We start from the raw sequence: 13059 nt of genomic DNA, 5'->3' as shown, positions 1-13059 counted from the left end.
CCTCTGGTATTGTTGATCGCGGCCGTGAACGACCTGCAGGAGGTGAGACCCGTGAACGATGGATCGAAGTGGGTGCTCTCCCTGCTCCTCACGGCGGACGACTGAGGTACACGTCGCCAGAGCGCCCCTCAGGCACTTGGAAGGCGACAGTTATCGACGTCAACACACATCCCACCGCGGAACCGGTGATCGACCGGGTCGCCGCGGACCAGTGGCATGCCCTCGACGACCTGGTGGTCGGGCGTGGGCAGACCATGCGCAAGCCGGACGGGCGGGACTTCATCAGCATCGACGCGTGGCGCGCCGAGGACGCGGAGACCACCCCGAACCGGCGGCGTGTCGGCTCCACCGGCGAGCGACGCGAGCGGCAGTACCTCGTGAAGCTCGCAAACCTGCCCCGGGCTGCGGAAACGCCGGCCGGGGTGCGCATCACCGGCGGTGGTGACGAGTTCCGCGCGACGGCCGACGGGGCCGAGATCGGTGTGATCCGGCTTTCGTCGTCGATGCGGGATGACGGCACTCCGCGCCCAGCGCGTATCCTCTTCGTCGAGGTCCGTGCCGACCAGCGGCGCCGTGGCATCGGCCGAGCGCTGCTGCTCCACGCGCTGGGCGATGTGCACACCCGCGGGTTCGGTCTCGCGTCGACCGAGGTCGACGAAACCGACACCGCGGCCATCCTTTTGTTGGAGGGCGTAGGCGCCCGCCGCGCGAGCAACAGCCTGGAGTTGAAGTGGCAAAAGTGAACAACCGGGGTATCGAAGTAGTCGGCACCATCGTGGAGTGCTTGAAGGACGCGAAGTTCACCGTGGAGCTCGAGAACGGTCACAAGGTTCTCGCGCACATCAGCGGGAAGCTCCGCAAGCACTACATCAAGATCCTTCCCGAGGACACGGTGACGGTCGAGCTGAGCCCCTACGACCTGACCCGCGGCCGGATCACGTTCCGGCACCGGATGTAGCTCCGGCGTCCCGCCGGAGCGGAAGTGGCGCGGGTCCTCGACGAGGATCGGCGTCACCGCCGCACCCACCGCCGCACCCAAACGCCGCCTGGCCGTGTTCCGGTCCGGCGGCGTTTCGCGTTTCCGAGGCGGTGGGTGTCGCCTCAGTCACGTTGACAGTCTTGGCCGCTGACCTGCCGGAGTTCCTTGCCGGGCCCGTCTTCGGCTGCTTAGCGTGGCTGCCGTGACGATGCATACCGTTCAGTCCACAATGGCCACTGTCCGGCCGGGCGTGCTCGATCCCGGCGCGGCTCCCGCCGCCAAGATCGAGCCCGGTGACGAGGTGTTCTACCCCGACACCTGGACCAACTGGCAGAACCAGCTGCGGTACGGCTCGTCCCCGGCCGACCGGGCCCGGCTCCGCAAGGAGTACCCCGGCTGCCCCTGGCAGATCGTCGGCCCGGTCGAGGTGACCGGCGCCGAACCCGGTGACGTCGTCGAGTGCCGGCTGACCGAGCTGCGGCTGGGGGACTGGGGCGGCAACGCCTTCCCCACCCGCGCCGGCGCGCTGCCCTACGACTTCGACAAGCCCTACGGCCACGACTTCAGGTTCGACGAGACCCGCACCCGCGCGGAGTACGTCCACGGCATTTCGCTGCCGCTCGACCCGTTCCCCGGCGTCATCGCGGTCGAACCCGCCGGTGACGAGGAGACGAGCGTGCTCGTCGGCGGCGACCACGGCGGCAACCTCGCCCTGCCCGAGCTCACCGTCGGGTCTTCGCTGTTCCTGCCCGTCGCGAAGCCGGGCGCCCGGATCTGGCTCGGCGACATCCACGCCCTGCAGGGCGACGGCCTGGTGGACCAGACCGCGCTGAAGTCCACGGCCGAACGCCTGCGGATGCGCTACGACCTCCACAAGAACCTCGGCCTGACCCGGCCGCTGGCCGAGACGGCCACGCACTGGATCGGCATCGGGCTGGCCGACAGCCTGGAAGCCGCGCTGATCGACTGCCTGCGCGGGCTGATCAGCTGGTTCAGCGCGGCGTCCGGCGTCACCCCGCACGAAGCCCACGCGCTGTGCAGCATGGCGGCGAGCTTCCGCATCACGCAGTACGCGGACCAGACCGAGGTCCACCACGTCGACGTCCCCCTGCCGCCCAAGGGCGTGCACGGCTTGCTGCGCAAGGACATCTTTCCGGCCGAACTGCGTGACCGCGTCGACCGCTGGCTGCGTCCGGGCGCCTGAGGCCTTGCCGTCAATGTGAGGGATGGGGGGCACGGCACCTGCCGGTTAGCCTGCGATTCATCGCGCACGATCGCATTTTTTCCCGGACCAGGAAGGCGAAACCGGGTCATGAGCACAACGCACGAACATTACGTCCAGCAGTTGCTGACCCATTTCGACGCCGATCCGGATCGTGCCGCGATGGTCAGTGATGGCGTTTTTCTCACCGCCGGGGAATTGGCGGCCGCGACCCGCCGCGCCGCGGCCGCGCTCGAAGGGCAGCACGTCGGCCGCGGTGACGTCGTCTGCATCCTGACCGAGCCGAACACCGCCGCGACGCTGATCCTGCGCTGGGCGGCCAACTTCGTCGGGGCGACGGCCGCGCACGTGCGCGGCATGAACGCGGTGGTCCCGGACGACGAGCTGCGCCTCGAGCTGCAGCGCGCCGTGGTCGCCGACGTCGGCGCGAAGGTGCTGGCGGTCGATCCGCCCAACGAGGAGCGGGCCCGCGAGCTGCTGGACACCCCGGACCGCCCGATCCTGGCCGTGCTCGGCGCCGGGCAGCCGGACACCGTGAACCTCACCGCCGGCTCCGGCGAAAGCGTTGTCCCGTGCCCGGACATCGCCGACGACGACCTCGCGGTGATCACCCAGACCAGTGGCTCGAGCGGCCTGCCCAAGGGCGTCTGCTGGACCTTCGGGGTCAAGAACGAGATGGCCACCTCGGCCATCGGCCGCAGCGGCAAGACCAACCTCCTGATCACCGCGCCGCTGACCCATTCCAGTGGGTTCGGCGCGGACGACACGCTCATCACCGGCGGCATGGTCGCGCTGCACCCCGGGTTCGACGCGGGCGCCGTGCTCCGCGCGGTCGAGGAGTACCGGATCGGCCGGCTCATCCTCGGCACCCCGCAGGTGTACGCGCTCGCCGAGCACCCGGACCGGCCGGCCACCGACCTGTCCACGCTGACCGAGCTGATCTACACCGGCAGCCCCGGCGCGCCGCTGCGGCTGCGCGAGGCCCGGGAAATCTTCGGCCCGGTGCTGATCCAGGTGTACGGCACGACCGAGACGGGCGTGCTCACCATGCTCGTCCCGGACGACCACGACGACGTGCGCCGGTGCGGCACCGTCGGCCGGCCGGTGAACCCGGACGCGGTGAGCGTCCGGCACCCGGAGACCGGCGCGGCGCTGCCCGCCGGCGAGGTCGGCGAGGTGTGCGCGCTCCCGCGCTGGCCGATCGTCGGGTACTGGCACGAGCCGAAGCTGACCGCGGCGCTCGTGCGCGACGGCTGGGTGCGCACCGGCGACCTCGGCCGCTTCGACGAAGACGGCTACCTGCACCTGAGCGGCCGGCTCGCGGACATGATGAAGGTCAAGGGCATCCGGATCCACCCCGAGGCGGTCGAGCGCGTGCTGAGCCAGGCGCCCGGCGTGTCCCAGGTCGCGGTGTGCGGGGTCGAGGACGCCGACCGGGTGGAGCGGATCTACGCCGCCGTCGTGCCGAAGCCCGGTGCGGAGGTGGATCCGGCCGAGCTGCGCCGGCTGGTCGCCGAAGCCCTGACCGACAACCACGTTCCCGGCCTGATCGAGATCCGGCGCGAGCTGCCGGTGACCGGACCGGGCAAGCCCGACCGGGCCCAGCTGCGCGCCGACGGCCGCGCGGCGCTGGCCCGGCCCGTCTCCCGGGTCTGAGGCAATCGGCGTTTTCCCGCACTGGAAAGGCGAAACCGGGCGATGACCACGACGCACGAGCACTACGTCCAGCAGTTGCTGACCCGGTTCGACGCCGATCCCGAGCGCACCGCGGTGATCAGCGGTGAAGTGCTCCACAGCGCGGGCGAGCTGGCCGCCGCGACCCGCCGGGCCGCGGCCGCGATGGACCGCCAGGGCGTCACGCGCGGCGACGTCGTCGGCATCCTGACCGAGCCGAACACCGCGGCCACGCTGATCCTGCAGTGGGCGGCCAACTTCGTGGGGGCGACCGCGGCGCACATGCGCTGGATCCACCCGGGCGAGCCCGACGACGAGCTGCGCGCCGAGCTGCACCGCGCCCTCTCCTCGGTCGCCGGGGTGCGGCTGCTGGCGGTCGACCAGGCCAACGAGGCCCGGGCGCGGGACCTGGTCGCGGACGTCGCCGACCGGCCGGTCGTCGCCGTGCTGGGCGCCGGGCAACCGGGTTCCGTGGACCTCACCGCCGGTGCCGAGGACGTGGCGCCGTGCCCCGACATCGCCGACGGCGATCTCGCGGTGGTCACCCAGATCCGGCTGATGAGCGGCCGCAACGGCGTCTGCTGGACGTTCGGCGTCAAGAACGACATGGCCACCGCGGCGCCGTGGCCGCCGCCGGCCACCGGCCGGTCGACCTTCCTGATCACCGCCCCGCTCATCCACTCCGACGGCTTCGGCGCGGACGACACGCTCGTCAGCGGGGGCGTGGTCGTGCTGCACCCCGGGTTCGACGCGGCCGCGGTGCTGCGCGCGATCGCCCGGCACCGGATCACCCGGCTGTTCCTCGGCATGCCCCAGCTGCTCGCGCTCGCCGCGCACCCGGACCGGGCGGGCACCGACACCTCGAGCCTGACCGAGCTGTTCTACACCGGCACCGCCGCGGTGCCGGAGCGGCTGCGGGAGGTCCAGGAGGCTTTCGGCCCGGCCCTGATCCAGGTGTACGGCACCGGCGAGGCCGGGGTCGTCACGCTGCGCGCGTCCGGCGAGCCGGACACCGACGGGGACGTCGGCCGGCCGGTGCACCCGGACGCGCTGAGCATCCGGCACCCGGAAACCGGCGTGGCGCTGCCCGACGGCGAGGTCGGGGAGGTCTGCGCGATCCCGCGCTGGCCGTCGGCGGGCTACTGGCACGAGGCGAAGCTGCCCACGCCGCTGGTCCGCGACGGCTGGCTGCACACCGGCGACCTCGGGCACCTCGACGCCGGCGGCCGCCTGCACCTGATCGGCCGGCTCTCGGAGCTGATGCACATCAACGGCGTCCCCATCCACCCCGAGGTGGTGGAAAAGGTGCTCAGCCGGGCCCCGGGCGTGGCGCAGGCCGCGGTCTGCGGGGTCGAAGACACCGACCGGGTGGCGCACATCTACGCCGCCGTCGTGCCCGAGCCCGACACCGTCGTCGACGTCGCGCAGCTGCGCCGCCGGGTCGCCGAGGCACTGTCCGACCACCACGTCCCCGGCCTGATCGAGATCCGCCGGTCGCTGCCGAAGACCGGCTGGGGCAAACCCGATCGGGTCCAGCTGCAGGTCGCCGCCCGCGCGGCGCTGACCCGGCCCGTCTCCCGGGTCTAGGGGATTCCGGTGGCTCTCCATCAGGCACAGAAATCGAGGGTTTCGTGAACCACACCTCCGTCCGGCACACCGACCACATCCCCGCCGACCTGCGCAAGGAATGGGCGGCCGCGGGCTACTACCCGGGCCAGGACCTGTACTCGCTGTTCCGCGGCCACGCGCGGCGCTCGCCGGGGGCGGCGGCGGTGCTGGACGCCGAGGGGACCGTCAGCTACGGCGAGCTGGACCAGACCGCCCGGCGCCTGGCCGCGGGGCTGGCCCAGCTCGGCATCGGCCACGGCGACGTCGTGGCGGTCCAGCTGCCGAACGCCCGGCTCGCCTGCGCCGTCGACCTCGCCGTCGCCGCGGTGGGCGCGATCGTGCTGCCGTTCCCGCTCGGCCGGGGCGACCGGGACGCGGTGAGCCTGCTGCGCCGGTCCGAGGCGGTCGCGGTGATCACCGTCGCCGACCACCACGGCTATCCCTGTGCCGAGCGCATCCGCAAGCACGCCGACGCGCTGCCGATGCTGCGCGCGGTGATCGTCGCGGGTGACGGCGCCGCCGAAACGCCGGGCTGCGTGCCGATCGAAGCGCTGTTCGCGACCTCCGCGGCCGAGTTCGCGCCGCGGGAGATCGACCCCGACGGGCCGGTGCGGATCCTGGTCACCTCCGGCTCCGAGGCGGAGCCGAAGATGGTGCTGTACTCCCACAACGCGCTGGCCGGCGGGCGCGGCGTGATGATGGCCGGCCTGCACCCGGGCGCCCCGGCGACGATGCGCAACCTCTTCCTGGTCCCGCTGGCGTCGGCCTTCGGCTCCAGCGGCACGCCGGTCACGCTCGCGACGCTGGGCGGCTCCCTCGTGCTGCGGCCGGCGTTCGACGCCATCGCGACGCTGCGGACCATCACCGAGACCCGGCCCACGCACCTGCTCGGCGTGCCGACGATGCTGCGCATGCTGCTGGACTGCCCGGAGATCCGGCACACCGACCTCAGCTCGCTGAAGGCCGCCGTGCTCGGCGGGTCGGCGCTGGATCTGGACACCGCGCGCCGCGCCGAGGACCTCCTGGGCTGTGCCGTCGTCTCGCTGTACGGCTCGGCCGACGGGGTTTCGTGCAACAGTGGCCTGGGCCGCTACGACGGCACGGTCGGCCGGCCCGACCCGGCCGTCGCGGACATCCGCGTCGTCGGCCCGGACGCGACCGAGGTCGCGGCCGGCGCGACCGGCGAGGTCGTCGCCCGCGGCCCGATGTCGCCGCTGAGCTACGTCAACTCGCCCGAGCTGGACGCCTCGCAGCGCACGCCCGACGGCTGGACCCGCACCGGGGACCTCGGGCTGATCGACGAGGAAGGCCGGCTGCGGATCGTCGGGCGCCGCAAGGACGTGGTCATCCGCGGCGGGCTCAACATCAGCCCCGCGGAGGTCGAGTCGGTGCTGATCACCCACCCCGCGATCCGCGACGTCGCGTGCGTGGCGGTCGCGGACCCGCTGTACGGCGAGCGCGTCTGCGCCTGCGTCGCCACTTCGGCGCAGCTGCGGCTGGCCGACGTCACCGCGCACCTCGCGGCGGCCGGGATGGAGCCGCGGAAGTTCCCGGAACGGTTGCTGCTGCTGGCCTCGCTGCCGCTGGGCGCGGCGGGGAAGGTGGACCGGCAGGCACTCCGGGTGCGGGCCGCCGAGCAGGGCGCCGGGGAAACCCGGTCCGGACAGGAGGAAGTCACCGCATGACCGAGACCACCCCGCGCACGGTGTCCTATTTGGAGCACTGGGACCGCACCGAGCCGTTCGACCCGCCGGCGGTGCTCGCCGAGCTGGTCCGGACCCGGCCGCTGACCCGGATGGAGTACCCGGACGGGCACATCGGCTGGCTGGCCACCAGCCACGACCTCGCCCGCGAGGTGCTCAGCAGCCAGGCGTTCAGCCACCGGTTCTACGACACCCACCTGCCGGTGACGAAGAAGGGCGAGATCTTCCCCGGGGTGCCGATCGTGCCGGGCGGGTTCATCCACATGGACCCGCCGGACCACACCCGCTACCGGAACCTGCTCAGCCGCGAGTTCAGCGCCCGCGCCACGACGGCGTACACCCCGCGGGTGGCGGAGCTGACCGCCGCGCAGCTCGCCGAGGTGCGGGCGCAGGGTTCGCCGGTCGACCTGCTGCCGGCGTTCATCCGGCCGCTCTCGATGCGGGTGCTGTGCGAGGTGCTGGGTGTCCCGTTCGACACCGGAAGCCCGATCCTGTACGCGCTGAGCGACAGCGCCACCAACGTCGACGTCAGCGTCGAGGAGGAGCGGGAAGCCGGGACGAAGGCCTACTTCCTCCTGATGGACCTGGTGGGCAAGGCCCGGGTCGAGCCGGGCGAGCACGTGCTCGGCCGGCTTGCCGCCGACGCGGAGCTGACGGACCGCGAGATCACGAACATGCTCCTGATCGTGTTCGCGGCGGGCTTCGCGAGCTGCGAGGGCGCACTGGCGTCGTCACTGCTGGCCCTGCTGCACCACGACGACCAGCTGAAGGCGTTGCGTGCGGCGGCCGCCGGCGGTGGCGCGCCGGCCATCGAGGCGATGGTCGAGGAGCTGCTGCGGTACACGTCGGTCAACCAGTTCCAGATCTTCCGCACGGCACTGTCCGATGTGGAGCTGGGCGGCGAGCTGATCCGCGAGGGCGAGGTGGTGACGGTGGCGCTGCCGTCGGCCAACCGCGACCCGGTGAAGTTCGCCTGCCCGGACGCGCTGGACCTGGGCCAGGAGGCGTCGGCCCAGCTGGCGTTCGGGTACGGGGTGCACGCGTGCGTGGGCCAGCGCCTGGCCCGGCTGGTGCTGTCGGAGTCGTTGGCGGCGTTGACCGTCGGTCTGCCCGAGCTGGCTTTGGACGTGCCGGTCGAGGAGGTGCCGGTCCGGCTGACGACGCCGGTGTTGAGTGTTTTGCGGTTGCCGGTGCGATTCTGACCGGGAAACACGAACGGGCGGCCGGAGAGATCCGGCCGCCCGTTTCGCTTTCCCGGTGACTACCGCGGCGCCCGCTCGGCGAACCCGAGCAGCGACTCGCGGATGTGGTCGTGGATCGAATCCATCTGCTCGGCCGAGAAGCACTGCGTGCTGTACGGCATCTCGATGCTGAACCGGTTGTAGATCGTCGCGGGCGACGCCAGGAGCGGGCCCGATCCGCGCGCCGGGTCCCAGCGGCTCGACAGCGGGAACTTCGTCATGTCGACGATCTCCAGGCCCTTCGGCGACGGCGGGCCGTCGATGCGGCCGACGTTGGTCAGCACCAGGCTCGTCGGCCAGAGCTGGGGGTGGACCAGCAGCCGGTCCAGGGCCTGCATCTCCAGGGCCGCGTCGCCGCGGTCCATGGCGCCGCGCAGCTCCGTCGTGAAGCGGTGGCCGACCTTGACCAGGTCCGCGCCCTCCGGGACGTCGAGGAGGTCGCGGTACCACGACACCATCGGCACCATCGTCTCGTGGGACAGGCCCGGCGCGACCTGGTCGCGCAGGTCGACCGTGCAGAAGCTGGACAGCCGGTGGTCGGCGAGGTCCGCGGGCAGGCCGGCGCGCACCGCCGCCAGCAGGGCCGCGGCGACCAGCCCGTTCACCGACACCCCGGCGTCCTTCGCGAACGCCAGCAGCCCCGAGGTCTCCTGCTCCGTCAGCCGCAGCCGGCGGGACGTCATCAGCTGCTCCGGCGGCACCGGCGGCGTGGACCCGGCCGCCGAGAACGGCAGCGACGCCACCGGCGCGCCCTCGGCGCGCTTGATCCGCTCCTGGACGTAGGCGTCCAGCTCGGCGTCGGTGCGGGCCGGCAGCCACTCGTCCAGGGGCTTCGGGTACTCCTGCGACGCCGTGTCGGGCGCGGCGTAGCTGCCCTCCTGGATGTCGATGTAGCGCTGCCAGATCCGGCGGGTGAACGAGGTCGCGCTGCGGCCGTCGCTGATCGCGTGGTCGACGCCGAACAGCACGACGTCCTCGTCGGACCCGGTCAGCAGGACCGCGCGGGCGAGCGGGCCGCCGAGGTGGAGCGGCTTGTTGTACTCCTCGAGCCGCGCCCCGGGCTCGTTGCGCCGGACGTGCAGCCGGGGCAGCTCGTCCGGGGCCAGCGGGGTGAGGTAAAAGTCGTCGCCGTCCTTCTCCAGCCGGCTGCGCAGGCCCGGCGCCTCCGCCAGGACCGCCGTGAACGCCGCGTCCAGCAGCTGCGCGTCGACCCCGCCGCGCACCACGCAGATCTGCAGTGCCTGCGTCCTGATCTCGCTGACGTACATCCGTTCCGACCGGGCAATCCGTCGGCGCATGACTTCCTCCTCGTTCGTCTGGGTCAGCCGACTTCGCCGGCCAGGATCGCGCTGCGCTGCGCGTGCCAAGCGCCGTCGTCGGTGACGGTGCTGGTCTTCTCGATGCCGCCTCGGACGGTCAGCAGCCGGCGGCCCTTCAGCACGACCTGGCCGTCGGAGAGCGCCCGGCTGTAGAGCCCGCTGTCGTCGCCGCCGGTCTCGAGCACCGCGTTGATCGCCTTGTCCACCGGCGCCCAGTCCGCCGGGGCGCGGACCGTCGTGGTGAACTCGTAGACCGTGCTCCACTGCCCGAGCTTCGGCCGGCGCTGCACGGACAACCCGTCTGCTTCGGTGACGAGCCGGTACCGGCAGCCGTACTGGCGCTGCTCGCCTTCGATGCCCAGGCGCAGCGGCTCGACGAACGACGGCCCGGCGTACCCGATGTCGGCCAGCCAGGACTCGCCGGCCACCCGGACCAGGATGAGCATGTGCTCGACCTCGACGCCGTAGGCCTGCCGGCCTTCCGCCGTCGTGCCGGCGATCAGGTCGGCGTCGAAGCCGAGGTCGCGCAGCAACCGCAGGAACAGCCGCGTCATCTGGACGCAGCCGCCGCCGTTGCCTGCCGCGACCACCGAGTCGAACGTCGCGTCCTCGTCGAAGTCCACCAGGTCGACCGGCCGGCCGCTCGGCGCCGGCACGGCCAGGGAAGCCGTGCTGTTGAAGGGAATAGCCGCCATGTGCCGCTTGTGCAGGGCGACGAGGCCCGCCAGGTCCGCGGCCGGCCGGGCGGCGGGGTCGTAGCCCAGCCGCCGCAGATACGTGTCGCTGTCGTACATCCGCCCGTCCTCTTCCGGCATCCTTCACGCCGACAGCCGGCAGGTCGGGAAACCCCTGCCGGCTGCCGGATCCGACCGCGGACCGCTACTTGGCCGCTTCGCCGTCCTTTTCGAACGACGAGACCAGCGGCCGCAGCGGGGTGAAGTCGTGCCACGGGTCCTGGATGATCTCCCGCCAGTTCGCGTCGTGCCCGCGGACCTTCAGGCGGAAGTAGATCGTGCGCCGGGTCGAGTCGGAGGTGTTGCTGCCGACGTTGTGCCCGACCATGTAGTGCTTCAGCAGCAGGTCGCCCGCCTTGGCGCGGACCTGCTCCCGCTCGGGCAGCTCGATGTCCGGGTAGGAGGTGAACGCGTCCGGTCCGACCTTGCGGAAGTACTCCGCGTGCTGGCGGTGCGTGCCCGGCCAGGCGTAGAGGTTGCCGGAGTCGTCGCCGTCCTGGTCGGTCAGGAAGAAGCCGGCGAGCATGGTGAACGTCCGCGGCGGCTCGTCGGCCTTGCGGCGCATGCCGCCGTCGATGTGCGGCATGCCGCGGTCGTCGATGTAGGGCGGGAAGGTCATCGCGATCTGGGTCTGCCACGGGTATTCCATGGCGCCGTCACCGGTGAGCTCCTCGGCGAGGGTGAAGGCCTCGGTGTCGCGCAGCAGCGCGGCGAGGTCCGGCTCCTCTTCCCACATCGGGAACATGAAGTGCGGTCCGGCGTGCCCGTCCTTCGGCGGGTGCGACTTCAGCTGCTTGTCCACCGCCTCGTTGGCCTTCGCCAGGATTTCCGGCGGCACGACGTCCGGAATGACGATGTAGCCGCGCTCGGCGAACTCCAGCAGCTGTTCCCGGGTCAGCTTGCGCTGCACGCTCAACGTCGTCGAGTCGACGGCACCCGGCCTGGCCGCGTTGGGAGGGGCGGGCGCGGCGCGCCTGGCCGATTCCAGGATCGCCCGCTCGATCGCCGTCGTGGCAGACGCGCCGCCGCGGGTCAGGGCGGCGATTGCCTGCTCGATCCGGTCGTCAACGCGAATGGTGATCGTGTCGTTTACAGCCACGAACTTGCCACCCTTCCTTCTCGCATCTGTGTTGGTCGGTACGTGCAGCCGATGCTAGGTCGGATGCGGGGCGAGCCCTATCCCTCGGTCTGACAGCACCTGGCCCGGGAATGCCCGGGGTGGGCTGATGTCCGGTGCGCTCCGTGGTGCAGTGGCGACAGCGGGACTACTAGCAGCGTGAGGGATGCCAGGCCGCGGCGCTCCGGCCGTAGCTTTCATCGGTGCCGTCCGGCGAAGTCGGACGAATCGCCCTCCGGCCGCGGTCGCTCGACGGGCAGGGGGACCGCCGGCCGCACGGCTCACGCAGCAGGGATCGCCATGCCGGTCACGGCAGGGGCAGAGGGAGGGCAACGGTGACGATCCGGGTCTGGGACTACCTGCCGGAGTACCACAGCGAGCGTGACGAAGTGCTCGCCGCGGTCTCGAAGGTGTTCGAGTCCGGCCAGCTGGTCCTGGGACCGAGCGTGGCCGGGTTCGAGCGGGAGTTCGCCGCCTACCACGAAGTCGCCCACTGCACCGGCGTCGACAACGGCACCAACGCGGTCAAGCTGGCGTTGCAGGCCCTCGGCGTGGGCCCGGGCGACGAGGTGATCACCGTCTCGAACACCGCCGCGCCGACCGTGGTGGCCATCGACGGCACCGGCGCCAAGCCGGTTTTCGTGGACGTGCGCGAAGAAGACTTCCTCATGGACACCACGCAGCTCGCGGCCGCGATCACCCCGCGCACCCGGGCGCTGGTCCCGGTGCACCTCTACGGCCAGTGCGTCGACATGACCCCGCTGCTGGCGCTGGCCGCCGAGCACGGCCTGGCCGTGCTCGAAGACTGCGCCCAAGCCCACGGCGCGCTCCACCACGGCCGGCTGGCCGGCTCGATGGGCGACGCCGCCGCGTTTTCGTTCTACCCCACCAAGGTCCTCGGCGCCTATGGCGACGGCGGCGCCGTGCTCACCGGAGACGAGCAGACCGACCGGAATCTCCGGCGCCTGCGCTACTACGGCATGGAAGAACGCTACTTCGTCGAGCAGACCCCCGGGCACAACAGCCGGCTCGACGAGGTGCAGGCCGAGATCCTGCGCGGAAAGCTGCGCCGGATGGACTCCTACATCAAGGGACGCCGGGAAATCGCGCAGCGCTACAGCGAGGAACTGGGCGACCTCGCCGAGCCGGGCGGGCTCGTGCTGCCGTCGGTGTCGCCCGGCAACGAGCACGTGTACTACGTCTACGTGGTCCGGCATCCCCGGCGCGACGAGATCATCGAACGGCTGCGCGCGTACGACATCTCGTTGAACATCAGCTACCCGTGGCCGGTGCACACCATGACCGGGTTCGAGCACCTCGGCTACCCCCAGGGTGCCCTGCCGGTCACCGAAAAGCTCGCCGGTGAGGTGTTTTCGCTGCCGATGTACCCGTCCCTGCCGCCGGATCGGCAGGAGACGGTGATCCGGGCCCTTCGCGAAGTGCTGGCCGGTCTCTGAGTCAA

11 protein-coding genes are annotated in these 13059 nt (G+C 71.8%); 8 read left to right on the top strand and 3 right to left on the bottom strand.

Going from position 1 to position 13059, the window contains the following annotated elements; translation table 11 throughout:
* Positions 1-185: 185 nt before the first annotated feature.
* The 7 genes from M8542_RS38700 (at position 186) to M8542_RS38670 (ending at position 8388) form a co-directional block, all read left to right on the top strand.
* Entirely contained in the window at positions 186-743 is a 558-nt protein-coding gene (locus tag M8542_RS38700; protein ID WP_257925327.1) for a GNAT family N-acetyltransferase, read from the top strand.
* Positions 740-958 carry a translation initiation factor IF-1 gene (gene infA / locus M8542_RS38695; protein WP_257925326.1) on the top strand — a complete coding sequence of 73 codons (219 nt, stop codon included), beginning with the start codon at positions 740-742 and terminating at the stop codon, positions 956-958. The genes M8542_RS38700 and infA overlap by 4 nt, the downstream gene beginning before the upstream one ends.
* A 229-nt stretch (positions 959-1187) precedes the next feature.
* The gene (locus M8542_RS38690) at positions 1188-2183 is read left to right on the top strand and encodes an acetamidase/formamidase family protein (protein WP_257925356.1); all 996 of its coding nucleotides are present in this window, start codon (positions 1188-1190) and stop codon (positions 2181-2183) included.
* 108 nt (positions 2184-2291) lie between these two features.
* Entirely contained in the window at positions 2292-3857 is a 1566-nt protein-coding gene (locus M8542_RS38685; protein ID WP_257925325.1) for an ANL family adenylate-forming protein, read from the top strand.
* Between the two features lie 42 nt (positions 3858-3899).
* Positions 3900-5462 (top strand): ANL family adenylate-forming protein, encoded by a 1563-nt coding sequence (locus M8542_RS38680; protein ID WP_257925324.1) that lies wholly within the window; start codon positions 3900-3902, stop codon positions 5460-5462.
* A 44-nt stretch (positions 5463-5506) separates the two neighbouring features.
* Positions 5507-7168: a class I adenylate-forming enzyme family protein gene (locus M8542_RS38675; protein ID WP_257925323.1), complete on the top strand. Its 1662-nt coding sequence runs from the start codon at positions 5507-5509 to the stop codon at positions 7166-7168.
* Positions 7165-8388, top strand: a complete 1224-nt coding sequence (locus M8542_RS38670; protein WP_257925322.1) for a cytochrome P450 — start codon at positions 7165-7167, stop codon at positions 8386-8388. Before M8542_RS38675 ends, M8542_RS38670 begins: the two co-directional genes overlap by 4 nt.
* 59 nt (positions 8389-8447) lie before the next feature.
* Here M8542_RS38670 and M8542_RS38665 read toward each other — a convergent pair whose 3' ends face one another.
* From M8542_RS38665 to M8542_RS38655, 3 genes are all read right to left on the bottom strand, one after another.
* Positions 8448-9725 (bottom strand): phthiocerol/phthiodiolone dimycocerosyl transferase family protein, encoded by a 1278-nt coding sequence (locus tag M8542_RS38665; RefSeq protein WP_257925321.1) that lies wholly within the window; start codon positions 9723-9725, stop codon positions 8448-8450.
* A gap of 23 nt (positions 9726-9748) precedes the next feature.
* A complete protein-coding gene (locus M8542_RS38660; RefSeq protein ID WP_257925320.1) occupies positions 9749-10540 on the bottom strand; it encodes an arylamine N-acetyltransferase family protein in 792 nt (263 codons plus the stop codon).
* A gap of 85 nt (positions 10541-10625) precedes the next feature.
* Positions 10626-11579, bottom strand: coding sequence for a phytanoyl-CoA dioxygenase family protein (locus M8542_RS38655; RefSeq protein WP_257925319.1), 954 nt, complete (start codon positions 11577-11579; stop codon positions 10626-10628).
* 353 nt (positions 11580-11932) lie between these two features.
* Between M8542_RS38655 and M8542_RS38650 the strand changes: the two genes are divergently transcribed.
* Positions 11933-13054, top strand: a complete 1122-nt coding sequence (locus M8542_RS38650; protein WP_257925318.1) for a DegT/DnrJ/EryC1/StrS family aminotransferase — start codon at positions 11933-11935, stop codon at positions 13052-13054.
* Positions 13055-13059: the final 5 nt, after the last annotated feature.

The sequence above is a fragment of the Amycolatopsis iheyensis genome (assembly GCF_024703995.1).
In the GTDB taxonomy this organism is placed as follows: domain Bacteria; phylum Actinomycetota; class Actinomycetes; order Mycobacteriales; family Pseudonocardiaceae; genus Amycolatopsis; species Amycolatopsis iheyensis.
This window is presented reverse-complemented; position numbering and strand designations above follow the sequence as displayed.